Origin of the sequence: Devosia sp. FJ2-5-3 (assembly GCF_029201545.1) — a bacterium.
Taxonomy (GTDB): Bacteria; Pseudomonadota; Alphaproteobacteria; order Rhizobiales; family Devosiaceae; genus Devosia.
In genome coordinates, this window is record NZ_CP104007.1 from 2,637,075 (window position 1) to 2,660,505 (window position 23,431).

Sequence of the window (23,431 nt, forward strand, 5' to 3'; positions counted from 1 at the left end):
GGGGGGACGTGACATGGCTGAACCGCCGTTCTGGCACTACACCAAGATCATCAAGCCAATGTTCGACAACAAGCCGGTCGATCAGATCGTGCTCGGCCGTATCATCACGGCAGTTGGCGACGAAGTCATCGAAGACGGCTTCATGGAAGTTCGTGGCGGCAAGATCACGCGCGTGGGGGCGCGGGCAGATCTGGGCACGCCCGAAGCTGGCCTCGACATCCGCGACACCGGCGGCAAGACATTGCTCCCCGGCCTGATCCAGTCGCATGGCCATCTGAGCTGGGACGGCATCCACGAGCTGTCCTTCCAGTCGATGTATGACAGCCCGGAAATCCGCGCCTACAAGGCCGCGGGCAACATGCTCAAGTCGCTCCGCGCGGGTATCACCCTCGTCCGCGACCTTGGCGTGCACAATGCCAATCTCTTCGCCAAGCAGGCCGTCGCCCAGGGCATCGTCCCCGGCCCGCGCCTTCTGGTGAGCGGCGAGTCCATCATCCAGACGGGCGGCCACACCTATTGGGTCTGCCGCGAAGCCTCGGGCGCCGACGAAATGCGCCGCGCAGTCCGCGACCAGGTCAAGGGCGGCGCCGATCTGATCAAGATCATGGCCTGCCACGATACGCTCGAATTCACCGATGCCGAGCTCGAGGCCCTGATCGACGAAGCGCACCGTAACAAGCTGCCCGTCACCGCCCACGCCACTTATGATGCCTGCATCCGTCGCGTGGCCGAATTCGGCGTCGATTGCGTCGAACATGGTGGCTCGATGAGCGACGAGACCATCCAGATCCTCCTCGACAAGAAGATCCCGATCGTCACCACCTTCTCGGCCCTGGTCCTCCAGGCCAAGCCGGAAATCGCCCGCGCCTATGGCATTCCCGAGTGGAAAATTGCCGAGCGCCAGCGCGCCGTCGGCGACAAGACCCGTTTCGATGGCCTTGTCCGTGCCGCCAAGGCCGGCGTGCCGATCGTCTTCGGCACCGACGCCGGTAGCCCGGCCGTGGAGCACGACAAGCTCGCCCCTGAACTCGAGTTCATGGTCGAAGTCGGCGTCTGCCCCAATCGTCTCGACGCCATCCGCGCCGCGACCATCCGTGCCGCCCAGCTCTCCAAGCTCGACGCCAAGATCGGTTCGCTCGAAGCGGGCAAGGAAGCAGACTTCATCATCGTCGACGGCAAGCCTGACGAGGACCTCTACGCCCTCGAGCACGTCAACGAAACCTATATCGCCGGAAAGAGAATGCACTGATGAGCGCCATCGCGAACAAGCTGACCAACCGCATCGTCGAGGAAGATCTCTCCTTCCGCTCGCGCATGCTCGAAATCGCGGCCGGCATGAACAATGTCATCGCCATGGGCCGCGGCGATCCGGACTTCCACACGCCAAAGCACATTGCCGAGGCGGCCAAGAAGGCCATTGACGAGAACCAGCACCACTATACCGGCCCCACCGGTATTCCGGCGCTGCGCAAGGCCATCGCCGAGCACCTCACCGACGTCTACAACCTCGATCACACGGCCGACGAGATCGTCGTCACCGCCGGCGTGCAGGAGTCGATCACCCTGCTCATGCTGGCGCTGATCAATCCGGGCGATGAAGTGCTCATCACTTCGCCGCGCTTCATGACCTATGACACCGCCGTCAACTTTGCCGGTGGCGTGCCCGTCCCCGTCCCGACCTTCCAGAAGGACGATTTCGCGCTCGACATCAACGAGATCGAAAAGCGCATCACCCCCAAGACGCGCATGTTCGTGCTGGTCTCGCCGAACAACCCGACCGGCGCCGTCACCCCGCCGGCCGTGATCCGCCAGATTGCCGAGCTGGCCATCAAGCACGACATCATCATCGTCTCGGACGAGATCTACGCCCAGATCATCTATGACGGTAACGAGCACCTCTCCATCGGCACCCTGCCGGGGATGAAGGAACGCACCATCACGCTCAACGGCTTCTCGAAGACCTTCGCGATGACCGGCTGGCGCGTTGGCTATCTCGCCGCTCCTGCTGACTTCGTGACCAAGGTCACCGAGATGCGCCACACGCTCTCGATCAACACCTGCACGATCTCGCAACACGCCGCCCTCGCGGCCCTGACCGGCCCGATGGAGCCGATCCAGGCCATGATCGACGCCTATACCGAACGCCGCGCCTTCCTCCTGCCGGCACTCGACGAAATGGGCTTGACCTATGGCAATCCCGGCGGCGCCTTCTACGTCTACATCAACGTTGCCGGCACCGGCATGTCGACCCCGGACTTCTGCGAGAAGCTGCTGCGCGAAACCGGCGTCATGATGTTCCCCGGCACCATGTTCGGCGACCATGACCCCAGCTATATCCGCCTGTCCTTCCTGCAGCCGCTCGAAGTCATCAAGGATGCCGTCGAACGCATGAAGGGCTTCATGGCCCGTCACGGAAAGGCCGCCTCGTAATGAACAAGCCTAATCCTGCCGAAAAGTTCGTCGGCATCCAGGTCAGCCCGATCAGCTTCCTCGACGAAGGCGTCGACACCGTCCTCGATACCCTCAAGGATCGCGTTGGCGTCAACGTGCTGATGCTGGGCACCGTGTCCTGGCTTGGCCTCAAGACCGGTCGCTCCATCTCGCACAAGCTGGACGGCTGGCCGGACCATGGCGTACCAGAACCCTTCGCCATGAAGGGCGGCGCCTATTTCCAGCCGAACCCCGCCTATTACAACGGCACCTTCATCAAGGATTACCGCGCCCGCGACCCCGAGTTCGAGGGCAAGGACATCCTCAAGATGGTGATCCCGGAGGCCCATGAGCGCGGCCAGAAGGTCTACATCGAGCTGATGGAGCCCTTCTTCAAATATACCGGCCACGGCTCCACCAACACGGTCGACATCCCCAATCTGGCCCAGGCCATGGAAGTGGATATCTTCGGCCGCCTCACGGGCGATCCCTCGACCAGCCATCCGGACTATCGCAACTGGATCCTCTCTATGATCGAGGATCAGGTGCGCAATTACGACCTCGATGGCGTGATGTGGTGCAATGAGCGCAATTCGCCGCTCGATACCCTGATCCAGGGCGGCGCGCCGGGCGATTTCTCGACCCATGCCCGTCGCGAGGCGATGGAACGCGGCATCGACGTCGAGTCCTGCCGCCGCGCCATGCTGAACCTTTATGATTTTATGCAGGAAGCAGCAGCCGGCAAGTCGTTCGCGGACGGAGCGTTCATCACCTTCATCCGCAAGCTGCTCGAAAATCCGGAAGCCCTGATCTGGGAGCGCTTCTGGCTGGAGCGGAACAAGGATCTCGACCGCGAGCTCTATGGCCTCGTCAAGTGGTGCAAGCCCGGCATGCCGTTCGGCCTCAACGTCTGGAACCGCAACCACTTCAACATCTTCCGCCGCGCCCAGTGGCCGTGGGAAGAGCAGACCCGCTACGCCGATTTCGTCAAGCCGATCACCTACCAGCATCAGGCTGGCGAGGTGTTCACCAAGGAACTGGGCTTCTTCCAGAAGACCATCCTGCGTGACTTCTCGGCCGATGAGGCGACTGCCGTGCTCTATCGTGTCCTCGGTCTCAAGGAAGCGCCGCACAGCCAGGTCATCGCCGCGGGCATGGACCCCGACACCTATGTCTATGGCCAGTGCGAAGATGCCGTTCGCGGCGTCGAGGGCAAGGCCAAGGTCTATATGGGTCTCGGCGTCGACGCGCCGCGCACCAAGCCGGAAACGGCCAAGATGACCAAGGACATCGCCTATCGCTCCGTCATGGCCACCTACCGCGCTGGCGGTCACGGCGTGGTCCTGGCGCCCAACTATGCCTCGATGCACCTCACCCATCTCGATGGTGTTGCCGATGCCCTGACCGAGTTGGGACTGAAATAGTGGCCAATTACGACTCGATAATCCGCAATGCCGCGGTCCTCACCCCATCGGGGCTTGTGGAACTCGATGTTGCAATTTCATCTGGCCAGGTCGCTGCGCTCCTCCCCCGTGGGGAGGGCGCAGCCCCGTCAATTATCGATGGCTCCGGCAAGCATTTGCTGCCGGGTGCCATCGACATCCATTTTCACATCCGTGCGCCCGCCTACCCGGATCGCGGCACCGTCGAGACCGAGACGCGCGCCGCTTCCGCCGGCGGCATCACCACGCTGTTCGAAATGCCGATCAGCAAGCCCTGCTGCAATTCGGCCGAGCAGGTCGAGATGCGTAGGGATCATTTTGCCGAGCACGCCTTTATCAATTTCGGTCTCTATGCCGCGCCGGGCGATCTGACCGATTCCAGCGTCGAGGCCATGCGCGCCGCCGGCATCATCGGCTACAAGATCTTCACCACCCCTGCCCCCGAAGGCCGGGATGATGAATTCTTCGGTCTCTCCTTCCCGGACGAAGCCGACCAGCTCCGCGCCCTCAAGGCCGTCGCCAAGACCGGACTGCCGGTCGTCATCCACGCCGAAAGCGCCCAACTGCTCGCCCAGGCAGAACGCGACCTTGCAGGCGCCGATCTCTCCCTCGCCTCCAGCCACCTCGCTGCCCGCCCAGCCATCTGCGAATCCGTCGCTGTCGCAAAGCTGCTGGCGATGAACATCCAGGCCCAGGCCAAGCTGCACATCGCCCATGTGACCAGCGCCGAGACGATCAAGATCCTCCGCGCTTTCGCCGGCACGTCGGATTTCACCGCCGAAACCTGCCCGCATTATCTCACCCGCACCGACGAGGACGTCGCCCGCGCCGGTGTCTTTGCCAAGATCAATCCACCGGTCCGCACCCAGGCCGACCAGGATGCGCTCTGGCAGGCGATTACCGACGGCGTCATCACCCACGTCACCACCGATCACGCCGCCTTCTCCCATGCCGAAAAACTGGCCAAGAAGGACAATTTCGTCGACGCCCCGCCCGGCTCGCCCGGCTCCGAAGTGCTGGTCCCGGCCATGCTCGACGCCGTCAGCCGCGGCAAGATCAAGCTTGAGAAAGCGGTTGAACTCTTGTCGGCAAATGCCGCAAAACGTTTCGGTCTGACCACCAAGGGTCGCATCGAGATCGGCGCCGACGCCGATCTTATCCTCGTCGATCTCGCCGCCAGGACCGAGATCAGCCCGGAGACGCTGCATACTTTCGCCAAGGAGGTCGCACAGCTTTATTACGGCGCGATCTACAACGGCCGAATTGCCCGTACCATCGTCAACGGCCAGACCGTATACGACGGGTCCATCGTCGGTGCCCCCGGCTGGGGGCGCTATACCTCGCCAACCGGAACCTCCGCCCTGAACAGAATGAGCGCATGACATGAGTGTTTCGCCTCCAACACAAACTGCCAACGCCGGGACGCCAGGGGCTCCCCTGCTCGAGGTGGATGATCTGCAGACCACTTTCCTCGTCGGGGAAGGCCAGACCGTTCGCGCCGTCGATGGCGTCAGCTTCACCGTCAAGGCCGGCGAAACGCTCGCCATCGTGGGCGAGTCGGGCTCCGGCAAGTCGGTGACCAGCCTTTCGATCATGCGGCTCCTGCCCAAGAAGATCGGGCAGATCTCCCGCGGCGAAATCCGCCTCCGCGGCAAGGATCTGGCCAAGCTCACCGACCGCGAAATGCGCGCCATTCGCGGCAACGACATCGGCATGATCTTCCAGGAGCCGATGACCTCGCTCAATCCGGTGCACACGATCGGCCAGCAGATCGCCGAAGTGGTCATCGAGCACGAGAAGGTCTCGAAGGCCGAGGCGAACAAGCGCGCCATCGAAATGCTCCAGATCGTGGGCATTCCCGAACCCGCCCGTCGCGCCACCCAGTTCCCGCACGAAATGTCCGGCGGCATGCGCCAGCGTGCCATGATCGCCATGGCGCTCGCCTGCGAGCCCAGCGTGCTCATCGCCGACGAGCCGACCACCGCGCTCGACGTGACCATTCAGGCCCAGATTCTCGACCTCATGCGCAATCTGCAGGAGCGTCTGGGCATGGCCATCGTGTTCATCACCCACGATCTGGGCGTGGTGGCCGAAATGGCCCAGCGCGTCGTGGTGATGTATGCCGGCCAGGTCGTCGAGACCGGCACAGTCGAGGAAATCTTCAGCCAGCCGCTGATGCCCTATACAGCGGGCCTGATGCAGTCGATCCCGCGCATGGGCGCCGAGGAGAAGACCCGGCTCCAGGCCATCCCCGGCTATGTCCCACTTCTCACCAAACTCCCCAGCGGCTGCCGCTTCCGCACGCGCTGCGCCTATGCAGAGGAACGCTGCGCCGCAGCAGAGCCGCCGCTCGAGGAAATCGAAGGCGGCCGCAGCGTCCGTTGCATCCGCTGGAAGGAACTCAACCTGCCGACGAGGGCAAGCGCATGAGCGTCAATCCAAAGCCAAATCCTGCCCAGGCCGGCGATCTGCTTCAGATCACGAACCTGCAAAAATTCTTCCCGATCAAGGGCGGCATCTTCAATCGCGTGGTCAACAATGTCCGCGCGGTCTCGGATGTATCCTTCACCATCAAGCGCGGCGAGGTCATCGGCCTTGTCGGCGAGTCCGGCTCGGGCAAGACCACGGTTGGCCGCACCCTGCTCAAGCTGGTCGAGCCCAGCGGCGGCAAGATCGAGTTCGACGGAAACGACATCACTCATCTGCCGCCCGCGCAGATGCGGCCCTTCCGCAAGCGCATGCAGATCGTCTTCCAGGACCCCTATGCCAGCCTCAATCCGCGCGAAAAGATCCGCACGGTCCTCGGTCATGCCCTGTCGGTCCACAATATCGGTGCCCCCTCGGAGCGCGAAGACCGCATCGTCAAGCTGCTCGAGCAGGTCGGACTTTCCGGCGATTATCTCGACCGCTTCCCGCATGAATTCTCGGGCGGTCAGCGCCAGCGTATCGGCATTGCCCGCGCGCTTGCGGTAGAGCCCGAATTCGTCGTCGCCGACGAGCCGGTCTCGGCCCTCGACGTGTCGATCCAGGCACAGGTGGTGAACCTGCTTGAGGACCTCAAGGCGGAATACAACCTCACCATGCTGTTCATCGCCCACGATCTGGCCGTGGTCGAACACATCAGCGACCGCGTGATCGTGATGTATCTTGGGCGCATCATGGAGATCGCGCCCACGCGCAAACTCTACTCGACCCCGAACCATCCCTACACCAAGGCCCTGCTCTCGGCCGTGCCTGACCCGGACAAGCGCCACCGGCCAGACCGTGTCATCCTCACCGGTGACATCCCAAGCCCGATCAACCCGCCCTCCGGCTGCGTCTTCCGCACACGGTGCCCGCTGGCCATCGAGGATTGCGCCAAGGTCGTGCCGGAACCCGTCGAGATCTCGCCGGGCCATTTCAGCGCCTGTATCCGAACCGCCCCCCAGGGCAATGCCGCGCCTGTCGCGCTCTAGGATTTGTCATGACCGACTTGGACGTCCACTTCGATCGCTACTACACCTATGCCGAAATGACCGCCGCCCTTGAGCGGCTGGTCGCGGCCCATCCAAACCTTGCCACCATGTCGTCGCTGGCCAAGTCCTTCGAGGGCCGCGACGTCTGGCTGATCGAGATCGGCAATAAGCAAACCGGCCCGCTCGACGAGAAGCCTGGCTATTACATCGACGGCCAGATCCACGCCGAGGAGCACGCCACCAGCGCGACCGCGCTCTATGCCGTGTTCCACCTCCTCACCCAGTATGGCAAGGACGAGGAAGTCACCCGCCTCGTCGACACCCAGACCTTCTATATCCTGCCGCGCATCAATCCGGATGGGGCCGAGCTGTCCCTGGTCTCGCCCTACTATAATTGGTGCGGCAATGGCCGTTTCATGCCCGGCGCAGATCGCATCGAAGGCCTGATCCCCGAAGATATCGATGGCGACGGCTTCATTGTCTGGATGCGCGTCCCGGATCCCAAGGGCGAGTGGAAGAAGGATGCCAACAATCCGGACATCATGATCCAGCGCGCTCCGGGCGAAGAAGGCGGCGAATACTACCGCATGTACCCGGAAGGCACGATCCGCAATTACAACGGCGTCAATGTGCCGGTCGAAAAGCCTTTCGACGGCAATATGAACCGCAACTTCCCCACCAATTGGTCGCCCCAGGAATATGGCGCCGGCGAGCACCCGCTCTCCGAGCCCGAAGCCTTCGGCATGGCCAAGTTCATCCTGGCCCATCCCAATATCTGCGGCATGTGCGCCTATCACACCCATGGCGGCATCATCCTCCGCCCGTCCATGACCAAGCCGGACAGCGCCATGAGCGCCCGCGACATGAATCTCTACAAGGAGATCGGCAAGGTCGGCACCGAGCTCACCGGCTACCCCACCGTCTCGATCTATGAAGAGTTCACGCCCGACAAATCCGTCGTGCGTCGCGGCGGTCTCATGGACTGGACCTATGAGGAGATGGGCATCATCTCTTTCGGCACGGAACTCTGGGACCTCGAGCGCACCGCCGGCGTGCCCAAGGAAGGCTATTACAACCTTTACCCGCGCAATTCCGAAATCCAGCAGAAGGTCTACGACTACGTCAAGGCCAACATGGCCGAGAAGGGCTGGCGCGACTGGAAGAGCTTTGACCACCCGCAGCTGGGCAAGGTCGAAATCGGCGGCATGGTCAATATCTGGACCTACCGCAATCCGCCCGGCAATCTGCTCGAGGAAATCTGTCGCCAGAACGTGCTGTTCAATCTCAAGCACGCCGCTGCCGCGCCCCAGGTCAAGATCGAAGACCTTTCGGTCATCCCCATGGGCGCCGACCTCTACAAGGTGCGCGCCGTAATTGGCAATTTCGGCTATCTGCCGACCAACCTCTCCGACGTGGCCATCACCAACAAGGTTGCCAAGCCGGTTGTCGCCTCGATCACCGTCGACGGCGGCGAGCTGGCCATGAACCCTGAAAAGGTCGAGCTCGGAAACCTCGCTGGCCGCAATGAGCGCCTCTACCCCTGGTCCCCCTGGGGCCAGCAGTGGACTGCCAATGCCAAGCCGGTCGAATGGCTGGTTCGGGCCCCTGCCGGCGCCACCATCACGGTCACCAGCCAGTCTCAAAAGGGCGGCACCCAGCGCGCCGTTCACAAGATTTCATAGAGCATTTCCAGCGAAGTGATTTCCCGTCCCACTTGCCCCGGACTTCGGTCCGGGGCCTTTTTATTTGCATGGTGCCTTAGGACCTTGGACAATAAAAAAAGGGACCCCGAAGGGTCCCTGAAGTCCTCAGGAGATGAGGTATGTTGAGCGTCTCCAACGGGCTCGGCGAGCCATCTCCCCGTTCTGAGACGCAATAGAAGTAGGCCTTAGCCCTGCAGTTCGACCACCAGATCCCAGGCGCGAATCCGCTGGTCATTGAGCCCCTTGGCATCCTGCAAGGCCAGGTGAACAAAGGCCGGAGCCAGCTCGATCGGGTCTTTCCAGATCTTGCGCATTTCTTCCGAATAGGTCGTCTCGCTCATCGGCGTGTGCATCGGGTGACCAGGGGTCACGATGTTTACCGAGACATTGTAGGGCTCGAATTCCTTGGCGAGTGCGCGCGACAGGCCTTCGATGCCGAACTTCGACGCGCAATAGGTGGACTCGTCGATATCGCCGACAATGCCCGCATTGCTCGACACATTGATGATGGCGCCCGACTTGCGGGCCTTCATCGACGGCGCAACGGCCTTGACGCAGATGAAGGCCCCCTTGAGGTTGACGCCGATCAACCGATCCCAATCCTCGATGGTGACGCTCTCGACCGGCTTGTAGAAGATGATGCCAGCATTGTTGACCAGCACATCGATGGGGCCGGCTTCCTTCTCGATCGCCTCGAAGACGGGGCCGATCGAGGGACCGTCAGTCAGGTCCAGCCGCATCGGACGGATATCGCCGGGCAGGTCCTTGAGAGGGGCCAGTTCGTTCTCCAGCACGTCGAGCGCATAGACGATCGCGCCTTCCGCTGCATAGAGCTGGGCAATGGCGCGGCCGAGGCCACGCGCAGCGCCGGTGACGACTGTGATTTTTCCTGAAAGCTTGCCGCTCATGTCGCGATCCTTCCGCCGTCGATGACAAGGCCAATGCCTGTCACGAAGGACGATTGCTTGGAAGCGAGGAACAGAACCGCCTCGCCGATTTCATTGCCGGTGCCCATGCGCCCCAGCGGGGTGATCGAGCGCCACTTCTGCTCCACCGCTTCCTTGTCGACGGCAAGGTCGAGATTGCGGCGGTTCATGCTGGTATCGATCACGCCGGGATTGATGGCATTGCAGCGGATGTTTCGCGCTGCATATTCGATCGCGATAACGCGCGTCATCGACATGATGCCGCCCTTGGAGGCGGCATAGGAGAGGTTGCCGCCCACATTGGCGAAGGCGCTGACCGAGGAATTATTGACGATGGTGCCGCCGCCATTGCGCAACAGCGCCGGGAGGGCGTGCTTGCAGCCGAAGAAGCACCCCTTGAGGTTGATGTCGATCACCCGCTCGAACAGCTCTTCGCTGATCTGGTCGGAGGGGGTCACCGGCTGTTCGATGCCGGCATTGTTGAAGATGGTGTCGAGCTTGCCGTATTTGCTTTCGGCCAGAGCTACGAGCGCCGCGACATCCGCCTCGATCGATACGTCGGTGCGCTGGAACGCCGCCCTGCCGCCTGCGGCCTCGACTTCGGCAATCAGCGATGCACCGCCATCCAGGTCGACGTCGCCGACAACGACAGATGCCCCTTCCTTGGCAAATAGCAGCGCCGTGTCGCGCCCCATGCCGCTCGCGCCACCGGTGATGATGGCAACCATGCCGTTCAGTCTCAAGGCAGTTTCCCTTCCAAAGCGTCTCTCGCCGACATTCCCGCCAAGATAGTCTACTGTATACTTGTATTACAAACGCAAAATCGTCACAGTGCACCGGGAACAGGCGCCGACCTATGTGCCGGCGCCTCGTTTTGATCAAGCGTGGCGGGTCGCCACGATGTGGTCAGCGGTTCTGAGGGCAAGGGCCTGCGCAGTCGCCGTCGGGTTGATGGCCGCGGATGTGACGAAGACGCTGGCATCGGCGAGGTAGAGGTTGGGGACGTCGTGACAGCGACCGAAGGGATCCACCACGGAAGTCTTGGCGTCCTCGCCCATGCGCGCGGTGCCCATGATGTGGAATCCGGCTTCTGCCCTGAGCTGCGTCTCGAAGATCTCCGTCGCCCCGGCCATCCGCAACACCTCCTCCGCCCGCTCCATCCCGAAGTCGAGAATCTTTCGCGAGTTTTCGGAGAGCGTGTAGGTCATCTTCGGGGCCGGCAGGCCGTCGCTGTCCTTCAGCACGCTCGACAGCGTGATGGTGTTGTGCAGCTCGGCCAGATCCTCGGCGCAGACGGTGAAGCCGCAGACATGGTCGAAGCGCTTTTCGAACGCTTCATGGTGTCCTGCTCCCCAGGGCAGCGCCTTGCCATAGACCGCACCCTTCGCCAGCGCGAGTGGACCCGGCCCGCCCGTCAGCTGCAACTTCAGGCCGCGCTTGAAATCGTGCTCGGGTCGCGTGGCGTAGAACTCGAACGAGACCAGCCCCGCCTTCTCCCCGCTGACCCAGGCGCCGACCGGCTCCTCGAAATGACCGTCGACGCGGGCATAGGGATGCAGCATCAGATTGCGGCCGACGAGGCCCGAGCTATTGGCGAGACCGTCCGGGAACATCTCGGAGGCCGACAGCAGCAGGAGGCGCGGCGTGCCCATGCCATTGCCGCTGATGACGAAGCGCTTACCGGTAACGCGGAAGTCGCCACTTTCACTTCTGCAGAGCGCAGATGTTATCATTCCGCTAGCATCATGCTCGAGTTTGAGAACCCGCGTGCCCGTCACGAAGCGCGCGCCCGATGCCACCGCTTCCTTGGCAAACGCCCTGTCGGCGCCGGACCGCACCCGGCTCGGACAGCCCAGATCGCAGGGGCCGATATGGGTGCAATGGCCGTTCTCGGGCGCGTCGCCATCCCGGCCGACGACCAGATCAACCGGCCACCAGTGCCAGCCCAACTGGTTGAATACCCTAGCGATTTTTGTTCCGTGCGCGCCGATCGTAGGCAGCGTCAGGGCGTTTTCGGCGTGCGGCGCAGCCGAGGGATCGCCCGGCCAGGACGCCACGCCCCAGCGGTCTTCATTGAGCTGGTAATAGGCCGCCAGGTCCTCATAGGCCACCGGCCAGTCGTCCCCCACGCCATCCAGCGTCTTGACCCGGAAATCCTCCGGCCGGAACCGCGGAACATGGGCCGACCAGTACACCGAGCTCCCGCCAATACCGTTGCCGATCATAGGCTTAATGGGCGTATCGACATCATCGACCGGGTAGTCATAGGCGCCACGACGCACGTTCGGATTGGAGTGCAATACGCTCCCCCGGCGCCCCTCCCAGTCCGCCGCATCCCGGCAAATGGCCTCGTAGTCGAACCACTCGCCCCGGTCGATACAGATCACATCCACACCCTGGCTGGCCAGGCGCCAGGCAACAGCGGCGCCGGTGGGCCCTGCCCCGATCACCACCACATCGGCATTCAGATCTTTCATGAAAAAGCTCAATCAAAATGGAATTCGTATGACCGCCATACCTAATTCAGATTCAGATTTCAACGCTTCAAATCTAGCTATACTGCATTCTGAATTGATTCCAGAATGCAAGAATACTGCTGATTACTCTAAGTTTGTTGAGCTGTATTCAAAACAGATTGCAGAAACACTCAACGAGGCCGACAAGAATTCTCTGAAAGAAGCACTAAACAGCATTTCGTCGGCCGATACTTCAGCAAGGCCCGCCCTCGTCGCAGCTTTTGAAGCCGCCCACCCGGCGCTCTTCAAGCGTCTCTACGGCGACCTCATGACCTTCTTCTACAGCACAGAAGAAGCCCAGAAACGCACTCGCGCCCTCGCCGACGCAGCACCGCGCGAAGCGTCAGCCCATTTCGACCCGACGCTGCTTGACGCCGTCATCGCCAATCAATCCGGAAAAAGGAGACTCTAAAAATGTCCAACGAAATCATCCTCACCAGCCCGCCCGACGTGTTCCCGGCGGCCAATTACGAACATGTCTCCATCGCCGGGGATTTCGCCTATGTCGCGGGTCAGGTGGCCCGGGACGAGAATGGCCAGTGGGTTGGCCTCGGCGATGCCGGCGCCCAGGCCGCACAGGTCTACAAGAATATCGGACGCATCCTCGCCCATATCGGCGCCACCCCCCAGGACGTCGTCAAGATCATGGTTTTCCTGACGGATCGGGCGGATTCCGCTGCCATCAGCGCGGAGCGCAAGAAGTTCTTTGGCGACCATCGCCCACCCCACAGCGGCATCATCATCGGAGGTCTCGGCTCCCCCGAGGTGAAGGTCGAGATCGAAGTGATCGCCTACGTACCAAAGAGGAAATGATGGCGGTTCGGTTTCACAATCATCAACGCCTCTATAAGCGCCGTAAGTCGGAGATCGACGCCGCCATAGCGCGCGTCATCGCCAGCGGCCGGTTCGACTGGGGCGATGAAGTGCCGGCCTTCGAGGCGGAGTTTGCCGCCTGGCTCGGCGCAGCCCATGCGGTCTGCGTCAATTCCGGCACGGCCGCCCTCAAGGTCGCCCTCCTCGCCCTCGACATCGGTCCGGGCGACGAGGTCATCACCGTCGGCAACACGGATATCGCGTCATCCTCCTCGATCCATCACACCGGCGCCCGGCCGGTTTGGGTTGAGATCGACCCGGTAAGCAAATGCATGGACGTGGACGCCCTTCGCGCCGCGATCACGCCGCGCACGAGGGCGATCCTGCCCGTCGACCTCTATGGGCATCCGGCGGACATGAAGGCGATCATGGCCATCGCGCGGGAACACAATCTGGTGGTGGTGGAAGATGCCTGCCTCAGCCTCGGCGCAACCATAGACGGCCAGAAAATCGGGACATTCGCTGACATCACCTGCTTCAGCTTTGCGCCGTCAAAGCACCTTGGAAGCTTCGGTAGTGGCGGCGCTGCGGTCACCGAGAATGCCGACCTTGCTGAAAAAATGCGAAAACTCTCCGCCTATGGCCAGGAGCGGGCCCGCCACTACACCATGCATGGCCCCGGCGGCATGGGCGGCCTCCATCACGAGACCCACGGCCTCAATGAACGGCTCGACGAGATGCAGGCCGCAATCCTGCGCGCCAAGCTGCCTGATCTCGACAATATGTTGGCGGACCGCCGAGCCCAGGCGGCACGCTACAGTGAGGGCCTGGCCGGAACGGGCATCAACCTGCCTCAGACCCTTCCAGGTTACGGCCACGCCTGGCGCAATTACGTCATCGAGGCCGATGATCGCGACGGCCTCGCCAACCGGCTCGCCCAGCGCGGAATTGCGACCAATCTGACCTATGCTCCGCCCATGCACCTGCAGCCGGTCTTTGCGGATTACGGGATCAGCATCGGCAGCTTTCCTGTTACGGAACGCGCCGCCGTGCGTCTGCTGGGCCTGCCGATTGGACCACAATTGGCGATGGAAGAGATCGACGAGGTCATTTCAGCAATAAGGGCGGTGGCATAAGCCACCGCCCCTTCTCGATTTCGGCCGGGTGCTTGTCCTCTGAGGCTAGAGGGCAAGCGCCTGTTCCACACGCGCAGAGCCATAGTCCCGCTCTGCCGCAGCACGGCTGACCTTCTCTTCCCGAAGATCCCTGGCGATATCTTCGAGCGCTCGCTCGCTGGGATCGCCATAGCCACCGCCGCCGAGTGTCTCGACGCGGATCACCTCGCCGACCGACAGGGTCAGTCCATTGGCCTTTGAGTGAAGAATCTCCTCATTCGGCTGGCTCGGATTGCGCAGGATGCGGGTTGTATTGGAGGACTTGCCACCAAACACACCCGGAGCCGGGATGACGTGCGCATCCGAGCGTGCGGAGAATGTGGTGTTGTCCTCGCGGATACGGATCTGGCGGACCATGCCCATGCCGCCACGATGACGGCCAGCGCCACCAGAATCGGTCACGAGGGCATATTCATCGAGGATCAGCGGATATTCGAGCTCCAGCGCCTCAGCCGGAAGATTGGTCGAGTTCACCGTATGGACGTGCACACCATCCATGCCGTCACGGTCCGAAAAAGCCCCGGCCCCGCCGCCCATGCTCTCGGGATAGACATAGGTCGCCTGACGTTCATTGTGCCAGCCTGACACCGAAACCGCTGACGTGGAATCGTTGCACGAGGCCATGACCCGGTCCGCCGGCATTGCCTGATAGAGCGCGCCGAACACCGCGCCACAGAGGCGGTTGGAAGTCACCGCACGGGCAGCGACTGCAGCCGGTGCCTTGGGGTTCACGATCGTTCCGAGCGGCGCCGAGATGGAAATGGGGTCGATAATCCCTTGGTTCGGCATCAGGCCCGGATCGAGAACAGCCTTCACACAGTAATAGATGGAGGCCTTGAGCGCGCTGTCGGGCAGATTGATTGCGCCGCGCGCCTGCGGGCCAGACCCATCAAAGGAGAACGACAGGCGATCGCCGTCCACCGTGGCCGTGCAGACGATCGGCACGGGCTCACCGGGGAAACCATCATCGTCCATCGACCGCTCGAAGGTGTAGACACCATCCGGCAATGCCGCGACGCGGTTGCGCAGCCGACGCCGCGTATAGGTGAGAATGTCCTCGATGGCCTGTTCGACAGCCGGCCAACCCATGCGCTCGATCAGCTGAACGAGCATGGCGCCACCGCGCACATTGGTACCCACCTGCGTGCGCAGGTCGAGCAGGCGCTCCTCAGGGTCGCGGGTATTGTGCGCAATCAGCTCGAGCAAATCCTCGTCGATTTCGCCTGCACGGGCGATGCGGATGATGGGGAGGCGAATGCCCTCTTCGAAGATCGACCGCGACGCACCCGAGGTCGAGCCAGGCGTCTTGCCCCCAACGTCGGCGTGGTGGGCTATGTTGCCGCAGAAGAAGCGGACCTTGCCGTCCTGGTGCACCGGCGTGATGATGGAAATATCCGGCAAATGGCTGCCGCCGGCCAGATAGGGGTCGTTGGCAATATAGGCATCGCCAGGCTGCATCGAGTCGAGCGGATAGCGCTTGAGCATGGCTTCCACAGCACCGATCATCGCCCCGAGATGGATCGGAATGTGATCAGCCTGGGTGATCAGGCGCCCCTGTGCATCGAAGAGGGCCGTCGAGCAGTCACGACGCTCCTTGATGTTGGACGAGAAGGACGAGCGGATCAGGATCGACCCCATGTCCTCGGCAATGGCCAGCAGACGGTTGGAGAAAACCTCCATCTGGATGGGGTCTTCGATATGGTCCGAGTTCGCGCTCATGGGTTGGTCCTCACGACAAGGTTGCCCCAGATATCCGCGCGGACGATTTGGCCAGGCAGGATGAGGCTGGTCGCACTCATTTCATTGATAATGGCAGGACCGACGAGATCCTGTTCAGATGGCAGATCGCCACGATTGTAGATGGGCGTATCGAGCCAGCCATGGCGCGCGTCGAAATAAACGTTCCGCGACCCGACCTTTGCGGCCTCAAAGGAAGTCCCGCCAGCCACTTCAGACTGGGGTGCCTTTTCGACGTCGCCGATCGCCTGCAGGCGCGCCGACACCAGCTGGATCGACCGGTGCTCGATGGCATAGCCATATTCCTTGGTGTGCGCGGCATGAAAGCGCTCGACGAGGCCAGCAAGATCGCCCTCGGCGAGGCCGTCGCAATCGACCTTAACCTCAAAGTTCTGGCCCCGATAGCGCGCGTCAAGGATGCGCTTGAAGCGGCGCTGGGATGGGGGCACGCCCTCCTTGTCGAGCCAGGCGTCACCTTCTGCCTCCATGGCGGAAAAGAGGGTGAGCACATGCGCCCAGTTCTCTTCGGTCGCGTCCGCAAAATAGCTTCGCACATAGTCCGAGGAGAGGTTGGTGAGCAGCATGCCGCGCGCGCAGAGCGTGCCGGGCTCGCGTGGGAGCAGGACATGTGGCAAGCCGCATTCGACTGCGACTTCTGCCGCATGCAACGGCCCGGCGCCACCAAAGGCGCAGAGCGCGAAGTCTGACATGTCGTAGCCCTTTTCGACGGAAACAGATCGAATGGCACGGCTCATATTGGCGTTGGCGATCTGGATGATGCCATGCGCCGCCTCTTCGAGCGAAATCCCCAGCGGCCCGGCGATCTTCTCCCGGATGACCGTGCGGGCGGCTTCGAGGTCGATCTCCATACGGCCGCCGAGCAGCGTCTTGGCGTCAAGACGGCCGAGGCAGAGATTGGCATCGGTAATCGTCGGCTCGGTACCGCCCCGCCCATAGGCAACCGGCCCCGGGGCTGCGCCAGCGGAGCGCGGACCAACCTTGAGCGAGCCGGCATCATCGATGGCAGCGATCGAGCCGCCGCCTGCGCCAATGACGTGAATGTCGAGCATTGGCGTCTTGACCGGATAGCCGGCCACCAGACGCGAATTGGTAAAGAGCGGCGTACCGTTGTCGATGAGGGAAACGTCCGTGGACGTGCCGCCGACGTCAAAGGTGATGAGATTGGGCAGACCGGCAACGCGGCCGATTTCTGCAGCGCCCACCACACCAGCAGCGGGACCGGACACGCAGGTACGGACCGGGTTTGCATAGACCGTGTCGATCGACATCAGCCCGCCATTGGAATGGATGGTATAGGGCTCAGCCCCGATCCCCACATCCTTGACGCGGTCGCGGAAGCGCTTGAGGTAATTTCCCATTTTCGGGCCGACAAAGGCATTCACAGCCGTCGTCGACATGCGCTCGAATTCGCGGAATTCCGGCAGGATCTCGCTCGACAGCGTGATGTAGGCGTCCGGCAGCAGGCGCTCGATGACGGCCTTGGCCTTTTCTTCGTGCTCAGGGCGGCGATAGCTGTGGAGGAAGCAGACGGCGACGCTCTCGACGCCGAGTTCGGCGAGTCGGGCAACGGCCGCTTCGAGGGACGCCTCGTCGAGTTCCTGCAGGACTTCGCCTGCGGGGCCAATGCGTTCCTCGACCTCGACGCGGCGGTCGCGCGTGATCAGCACCGGTGGCTTTTCGACACGGTAGTCATAGATCGAAGGACGCGCCTGGCGCCCCAATTCGAGCACGTCGCGAAAGCCCTTGGTGGTCACCAATCCTGTCAGAGCACCCCGGCGCTCGATGACGATATTGGTGGCAACCGTGGTGCCGTGGCCGAGGTAGCTGACTTCCGCAGCATCATAGCCCAAGAGCGAGAGCATGCCGCGCAGGCCCTGCTCTATCGCCTCTGATGGATCATGCGGCGTCGAGGGCGTCTTGTAAAAATGCACCTCGCCAGAGGCGTCATTGTGAAGGGTAAAATCGGTGAACGTTCCACCGACGTCGACGCCTATTCGATACATCGCAAGTCCTAGTCCGAGGGGCCGCCAGAGGCGACTTCGGGATGCCACTCATCCCTCGGACCGAACTTTGTCATACAGTATACAATTAGGCAACAGCCTGCTCTATCAGCTCTTGATCGAGATGTCGCCGGCCCGCTTGCGTGCGATGAGCAGCATGTGATCTTCGAGCGCGCGCTGGATATCCCGGAAGTCCGTTTCCGGCTTGGCGAGCTCGGTGACGATCCAATCTCGGAACAGCTCATGCTGCCGCGGGACCGCATCGAGGTCTTCGTCACGGAAACGCTCAAAATTGAAAACGATGAGCACGTGACGGGCAATGGTATCCCAGAGCGTGCCGACGATCGCGTTGTCGGCCGCGTCGCGGATCGCCCGGTGGAATTCCAGGTCGGCGATCAGCGAATTTCGCATGCTTCCGGAGCGCGCAGAGATTCGCATCTGCTCGATCGCCGCATCGAGGACAATGGGGCTGCCCTTGCCTGCCCGCCAATTGACGATAGCGTCGCGCAGCATGAAGGTTTCGAGCGACAGCCGGACTTCCATAACCTGCTGGGTGACCTGCGGATCAAACGCCGTAACGCGATATCCCTTATGTCCGCCACCGCTGATAATGCCTTGCGCATGCAGGACTTTTAGTCCCTCACGGATAGGAACGCGGCTGACGCCAAGCTTCTCGACCAGGGTCGTCTCGATGATCCGCTCCCCGGGCGCGATCACACGCGTCGCGATCGCCTCGGCAATCGTGTCAGCGACGCTTTCCGACAGCGATAAGCGCTTGGGTTGGGGCAATACGCCTAGATCGACACCAGCCAAAATGGCCTCCTCAATGCCCGCAATTGATTTACTTGCTTAGCCGGACAAGCATCCGCCAGCAAGTAGTCACGCATTTTGAAACAAATCCGGTTACTTAGCACTGCGCACCGAAAACCTGCCGCACTGGTAACCGTCCTCTTTGGGAAGTCAACTCAGCGTTTGAGGATGACGCCGCTTACCCAGGCGGTTCCCACTGGATGCAGGATCACAGCAAGGCCTTGGAACGATGAGTTTATGTTCGGCGCCCCACTGTCCGCTTGCGAAAATCGAACCCAGTCGCCGCGTCAGCGACCGCATCCAAGCATGCGAGGACGAGAGTTGGGAGGCGTGACCAATCGGTCAGCGAACACCTCGCTTGCGCCCGGCGAAAGCCGAATTGGCGCAGGCCCTGCCACCCGATCAACATTGACAAAAGAGAGCTTCCGCCAGCGTCCTGGGCCTCGTGGTGAACCGATCCTGCGGGACAAGCCGAGGCGGAAAAGTGTGATCGATCAATCCTCTGGGGAACGGAACCAATCCTTCCGTCTGGCCTTACCCCTCCTCTGATTTTCACACGAGGATAAGATGAAAAAGCTCATTATTGGCGCTCTCGCCGTGGCCGCCCTGAGCCTGCCCACCGTCGCCCAGGCCCAGTTGATCAAGGATAGCAACGACGCCGAAGCTGCTGTCGGAGGGACCGTGGGTGGCGCGACTGGCGGCGTTGCCGGCGCTATTGTCGGCGGCCTCATCTTTGGACCGATCGGCGCTGCGATCGGAGGCTTTGCCGGCGCGACCATCGGCGCTGCGGGTGGCGTCGAAGCGGCGTCGGTTGAGTATGTCCGTTTGAATCCGACCGAGCCGGTCGTCATCGAGGGCGCAATCGACGTGGGTTATCAGGTGCCGGAACAGATCGTGGTCCACACAATTGAGGGCGACGATACCTACGGCTATTTCTACACGACCGATCGCGTCTACTTCGTGGACCTCTCGAACCGCACCATCGTATACTCGCCAGGCACTGTGGTGGCTGTCGAAGCAAACTGAGGAATGCGGCGGCCGAGAGGCCGCCGCTTCTTTTAGACCCATTCTGGGTTTAGTCGGAAATTGGTGGGGCGAGCGCAAAGGACACTGCGCTCAAGCCCCTGCAGCGCCCTCATCCCGAGAGGCGCTACCTGTGGTCATCGCTGGCCGAACCTTAGTCGGCGGGCTCCAGCTGCGACGAATCCTGTTCGATTGATTGATCCTGGCGCGGATGTTTCCCCGATGCCACTGCGGCGGCCGCTGGCCAGCGCGTCGTAACTTGAACCGATGCGCACCATGGGCACCGTACAGCGGCTCGCGGCCACGTACCTGCACATGATAGACACACACGCGGGGGAAACATTGCACCTCCTCGTTCCGCTCTTGCGGAAAAGTTATTTGAAACAGAAACTTAGAGCCTCGGCTCAATGCATAGATGGCCATTCCGCCAGCGACTTCAACTGCGACAAAGCGCCCGGTGCCAAGGCTCAAGCTGCAAGCCAGAGATAAGCATCATACCCCACGGACGGGCACGTCGCTGTGCGGCCAGCAGGCCGTGAATTGACGCTGTAAGGATCCGGCGACGCCTTGGCCATTCGTGTCCCAGCAAAATATATAAATTTCAATGACTTCACCGAACGGCTTGGCGAGTTGATTCAATGCGTTTGCCGCTCAGCGTGCAAATCGCAATCCACGCTTCCCGCCATTCGCCCGGGGCTAGTGGCGCCCGACAAAGCACGCTCTTTCGTTCGATGGGAGCAAAACGTTGCTACATGTTAACGATTGGACAGTCGCTTGTTCTTCGACGCAACCACCTAAGGGAAATCACGTTTCGAGGGGGCCAGACAAACTGGCTTTGCGAGGAGAAATCGAATGAACGTCAGATCTGTTCTGTCTATTGCCGCACTTGTTTCTGCCATGGCCCTGCCCGGTCTGGCAGTGGCACAGGAAGAGCATATGATCAGCGGCAAGGCCGTGCCTGCCGATCAGGTCACCGCCGTGCAGGAAAAATGCGACGAGCTGCGCAAGGCCGAAACCGATGCCGCCGCGTCCACCACCACTCCAGCGGCTGGCTCGACTGACACAACCACGACCGCTGCCCCGTCGGCCACCGCCGGTTGGAACGCTGATGCCACGGAAATCGACCTGGAAGCGCTCACCGTATCCATGTGCGATGAAGGTAAGTTCACCGCCACAGCAATGTAATGCGATGGGCCTCGCTACTTCCGCGAGGCCGTTGCACCATCAAAAGGGCAGAGGCCATGTGTCTCTGCCCTCTTCCGTATCACTCTTCGTTAGCCCCCTGAACCAGACCCCGGCCCTCAAGCAGCGCCCGGACCTCTGGCGGCCGCCCACGGAAGAGTTCATAAGCCTCGGCAAAGTCCCGTTTGCCGCCTGCGGAATAGATATAGTCATAGAGACGTTTCGCGGTCTCCGGATCGAAGGGATCGCCAGCGTCCTTGAAGGCGCCGAAGCCGTCGGCGTCGAGAACCTCGCTCCAGAGATAGCTGTAGTATCCCGCCGCATAACCATCACCCGAGAAGAGGTGAAGGAAATGCGTGCTGGCGTGGCGCAAGGCGATCTCACGCGGCATGGAGATGCTCTTCAGCACCTTCTGCTCGAACGCGGCGACCGAACCATCCATAGGGCCTGAATGGTAGTCCATGTCGAGGATGGCCGAAGATACGAATTCGACCGTTTCAAACCCTGCATTAGCAGTCCGGGCCGCGCGCATACGTTCCAGGAGGGCTTCGGGAATAGCCTCGCCGGTCTCGACATGTGTCAGGCGTGACAGAACTGGTGCCTCTTCGAGCCAATGTTCGAAAATCTGGCTGGGCAGCTCCACGAAATCGCGCACCACATTGGTGCCCGAGATGCGGGGATAGGTGACATCGGACAGCAGGCCATGCAGGCCATGGCCCATTTCGTGGAAGACGGTGCGCGCCTCGTCTAGCGAGAGCAATGCCTTCTGCCCTTCGGGCGGCTTGTTGAAATTGCAGGTGTTGACGATGAACGGGATCTGCACGCCGTCGAGCTTGGACTGCTCCCGGAACGAGGTCATCCAGGCGCCCGAGCGTTTGCCCGCCCGCGCATAGTAGTCGCCGTAAAAAAGGCCGATGATGCGATCCGCGCGGACCACCTCCCAAACGCGGACATCGGGATGGTAGCCGGGGATGTCTTCGCGGGGCACGAAAGTGAGCCCAAAGAGCTTTTCAGCCACGAAGAAGGCCGCGTCGACCACCTTTTCGAGCTGCAGATAGGGCTTCAGCTCGTTCTCGTCGAAGTCATAGCGGGACAGGCGCAGCTTCTCGGCAAAGTAGCGCCAGTCCCAGGCCTCGAGAGCCTCGGACTGTCCCTCGTCGCGGGCAAGATCCTGCAGGGCGGCTCGGTCGGACTCGGCGCGCTTGCGGCCGCCCTCCCAGACCTGTTCGAGCAGGCCCCGCGCCGCTTCTGGCGTTCCGGCCATGCTATCGGCCAGCTTGTAGGCGGCGTAGCTTTCATAGCCGAGAAGACGGGCCTGTTCGGCGCGCAGCGCGACAATTTCCTCGATAAGGGCGGAGTTATCGTTCTTGTTGCCATTGGCGCCGCGCTTGACGAAGGCGCGCCAGACTTTCTCCCGGACACCACGATCCCTGGCGAAATGCAGGATGGGCTCGACGCTGGAGCGCGACGGGGTCACCGCATAGGGGGCATTGAGCTTGCGGTCCCTGGCGGTTTCGGCGGCTGCGGCGCGGGCGAAATCGGGCAGCCCTTCCATTTCCGCTTCGCTCAGAGTGAAGACAGTTTCCTGCTCATCGGCGAGAACATTCTGGCCGAACTGGGTGCCCAATGTCGCAAGACGCTCTAAAATGGCGGCAAAGCGCTCGCGTTCGGCGTCGGTCAGGCGGGCGCCAGAGCGGACGAAGTCGAGATGATAGCGCTCCAGCACGCGAAGAGCCTCGGGGTCGAGGCCAAGCGCGTCGCGACGGGCATAGAGATCGTCAATGCGGGCGAAAAGCTTTGGATCGAGGAAGATAGCGTTCCAGTGGCGGGTGACGAGCACCACAATCTCGCGCTCGACGGCCTGCAAGGCGTCGCTGGTGGCAGCCGAAGTCAGCTGGTTGAAAACCATCTCCACCCGGCGCAGAGCGCGGCCCGAGCGTTCGATGGCGGCGATGGTGTTTTCGAAGCTGGGCGCTTCGGCACTGGCGCCGATGGCGTCGATTTCGGCGCGGTGCTGTTCAAGGGCCGCAATGAAGGCCGGCTTGAAATGGCCGGTTTCAATGGCATCGAAGGGTGGCGCTTCGTAGGGCGTCTCCCAGGTGGTGAAGAATGGGTTGGTCACGGATCGAATCCCTTGGAACAGGCACGAGGTGGGCGAGCCTATCCAAGAGGGCGCGATCGCGACAGGGTCGACGCGG

At 61.9% G+C, this 23,431-nt stretch carries 19 protein-coding genes; 12 read left to right on the forward strand and 7 right to left on the reverse strand.

The window, feature by feature from the left end:
- Positions 1-13 precede the first annotated feature (13 nt).
- Genes N0P34_RS12720 through N0P34_RS12750 form a run of 7 tightly spaced genes read left to right on the forward strand, consistent with a single transcriptional unit; the run spans position 14 to position 9,009 of the window.
- Entirely contained in the window at positions 14-1,249 is a 1,236-nt protein-coding gene (locus N0P34_RS12720) for an amidohydrolase family protein (protein ID WP_275603606.1), read from the forward strand.
- A complete protein-coding gene (locus tag N0P34_RS12725) occupies positions 1,249-2,430 on the forward strand; it encodes a pyridoxal phosphate-dependent aminotransferase (protein ID WP_275603607.1) in 1,182 nt (393 codons plus the stop codon). Before N0P34_RS12720 ends, N0P34_RS12725 begins: the two co-directional genes overlap by 1 nt.
- Complete coding sequence (locus tag N0P34_RS12730; protein ID WP_275603608.1) at positions 2,430-3,854, forward strand: hypothetical protein; 1,425 nt, start codon at positions 2,430-2,432, stop codon at positions 3,852-3,854. The genes N0P34_RS12725 and N0P34_RS12730 overlap by 1 nt, the downstream gene beginning before the upstream one ends.
- Positions 3,854-5,254 (forward strand): dihydroorotase family protein, encoded by a 1,401-nt coding sequence (locus tag N0P34_RS12735; protein WP_275603609.1) that lies wholly within the window; start codon positions 3,854-3,856, stop codon positions 5,252-5,254. Before N0P34_RS12730 ends, N0P34_RS12735 begins: the two co-directional genes overlap by 1 nt.
- Position 5,255: 1 nt before the next feature.
- Positions 5,256-6,302 carry an ABC transporter ATP-binding protein gene (locus N0P34_RS12740; RefSeq protein WP_275603610.1) on the forward strand — a complete coding sequence of 349 codons (1,047 nt, stop codon included), beginning with the start codon at positions 5,256-5,258 and terminating at the stop codon, positions 6,300-6,302.
- The gene (locus N0P34_RS12745) at positions 6,299-7,327 is read left to right on the forward strand and encodes an ABC transporter ATP-binding protein (protein WP_275603611.1); all 1,029 of its coding nucleotides are present in this window, start codon (positions 6,299-6,301) and stop codon (positions 7,325-7,327) included. The genes N0P34_RS12740 and N0P34_RS12745 overlap by 4 nt, the downstream gene beginning before the upstream one ends.
- 8 nt (positions 7,328-7,335) lie before the next feature.
- Positions 7,336-9,009 carry a M14 family metallopeptidase gene (locus N0P34_RS12750; protein WP_275603612.1) on the forward strand — a complete coding sequence of 558 codons (1,674 nt, stop codon included), beginning with the start codon at positions 7,336-7,338 and terminating at the stop codon, positions 9,007-9,009.
- A gap of 206 nt (positions 9,010-9,215) precedes the next feature.
- Here the strand turns inward: N0P34_RS12750 and N0P34_RS12755 are convergent, their stop codons facing one another.
- The 3 genes from N0P34_RS12755 to N0P34_RS12765 form a co-directional block, all read right to left on the reverse strand.
- The gene (locus tag N0P34_RS12755) at positions 9,216-9,938 is read right to left on the reverse strand and encodes an SDR family oxidoreductase (RefSeq protein ID WP_275603613.1); all 723 of its coding nucleotides are present in this window, start codon (positions 9,936-9,938) and stop codon (positions 9,216-9,218) included.
- On the reverse strand, positions 9,935-10,699 hold the full coding sequence (locus N0P34_RS12760; protein ID WP_275603614.1) for an SDR family NAD(P)-dependent oxidoreductase: 765 nt from the start codon (positions 10,697-10,699) through the stop codon (positions 9,935-9,937). The genes N0P34_RS12755 and N0P34_RS12760 overlap by 4 nt, the downstream gene beginning before the upstream one ends.
- Before the next feature lie 135 nt (positions 10,700-10,834).
- Entirely contained in the window at positions 10,835-12,433 is a 1,599-nt protein-coding gene (locus tag N0P34_RS12765) for a GMC family oxidoreductase (RefSeq protein ID WP_275603615.1), read from the reverse strand.
- Here N0P34_RS12765 and N0P34_RS12770 point away from each other — a divergent pair.
- From N0P34_RS12770 to N0P34_RS12780, 3 genes are read left to right on the forward strand one after another with little or no spacing between them, the layout of a single operon-like run.
- Complete coding sequence (locus tag N0P34_RS12770) at positions 12,432-12,884, forward strand: hypothetical protein (protein ID WP_275603616.1); 453 nt, start codon at positions 12,432-12,434, stop codon at positions 12,882-12,884. The two genes, N0P34_RS12765 and N0P34_RS12770, sit on opposite strands and share 2 nt — an antisense overlap.
- 2 nt (positions 12,885-12,886) lie before the next feature.
- Positions 12,887-13,285 (forward strand): RidA family protein, encoded by a 399-nt coding sequence (locus N0P34_RS12775; RefSeq protein ID WP_275603617.1) that lies wholly within the window; start codon positions 12,887-12,889, stop codon positions 13,283-13,285.
- Complete coding sequence (locus N0P34_RS12780) at positions 13,285-14,421, forward strand: DegT/DnrJ/EryC1/StrS family aminotransferase (RefSeq protein WP_275603618.1); 1,137 nt, start codon at positions 13,285-13,287, stop codon at positions 14,419-14,421. The genes N0P34_RS12775 and N0P34_RS12780 overlap by 1 nt, the downstream gene beginning before the upstream one ends.
- Positions 14,422-14,466: 45 nt before the next feature.
- Here the strand turns inward: N0P34_RS12780 and N0P34_RS12785 are convergent, their stop codons facing one another.
- The 3 genes from N0P34_RS12785 to N0P34_RS12795 form a co-directional block, all read right to left on the reverse strand.
- On the reverse strand, positions 14,467-16,179 hold the full coding sequence (locus N0P34_RS12785; RefSeq protein WP_275603619.1) for a hydantoinase B/oxoprolinase family protein: 1,713 nt from the start codon (positions 16,177-16,179) through the stop codon (positions 14,467-14,469).
- Positions 16,176-18,221 carry a hydantoinase/oxoprolinase family protein gene (locus N0P34_RS12790; RefSeq protein WP_275603620.1) on the reverse strand — a complete coding sequence of 682 codons (2,046 nt, stop codon included), beginning with the start codon at positions 18,219-18,221 and terminating at the stop codon, positions 16,176-16,178. Before N0P34_RS12790 ends, N0P34_RS12785 begins: the two co-directional genes overlap by 4 nt.
- A gap of 105 nt (positions 18,222-18,326) precedes the next feature.
- Positions 18,327-19,031 (reverse strand): GntR family transcriptional regulator, encoded by a 705-nt coding sequence (locus N0P34_RS12795; protein ID WP_275603621.1) that lies wholly within the window; start codon positions 19,029-19,031, stop codon positions 18,327-18,329.
- Between the two features lie 564 nt (positions 19,032-19,595).
- Between N0P34_RS12795 and N0P34_RS12800 the strand changes: the two genes are divergently transcribed.
- Positions 19,596-20,054: a DUF1236 domain-containing protein gene (locus N0P34_RS12800; RefSeq protein WP_275603622.1), complete on the forward strand. Its 459-nt coding sequence runs from the start codon at positions 19,596-19,598 to the stop codon at positions 20,052-20,054.
- Positions 20,055-20,903: 849 nt separating this feature from the next.
- Positions 20,904-21,236, forward strand: coding sequence for a hypothetical protein (locus N0P34_RS12805; protein WP_275603623.1), 333 nt, complete (start codon positions 20,904-20,906; stop codon positions 21,234-21,236).
- A 79-nt stretch (positions 21,237-21,315) separates the two neighbouring features.
- On the opposite strand, the gene N0P34_RS12810 is transcribed toward N0P34_RS12805, so the two are convergent.
- Positions 21,316-23,355, reverse strand: a complete 2,040-nt coding sequence (locus N0P34_RS12810; RefSeq protein WP_275603624.1) for a M3 family metallopeptidase — start codon at positions 23,353-23,355, stop codon at positions 21,316-21,318.
- Positions 23,356-23,431 lie beyond the last annotated feature (76 nt).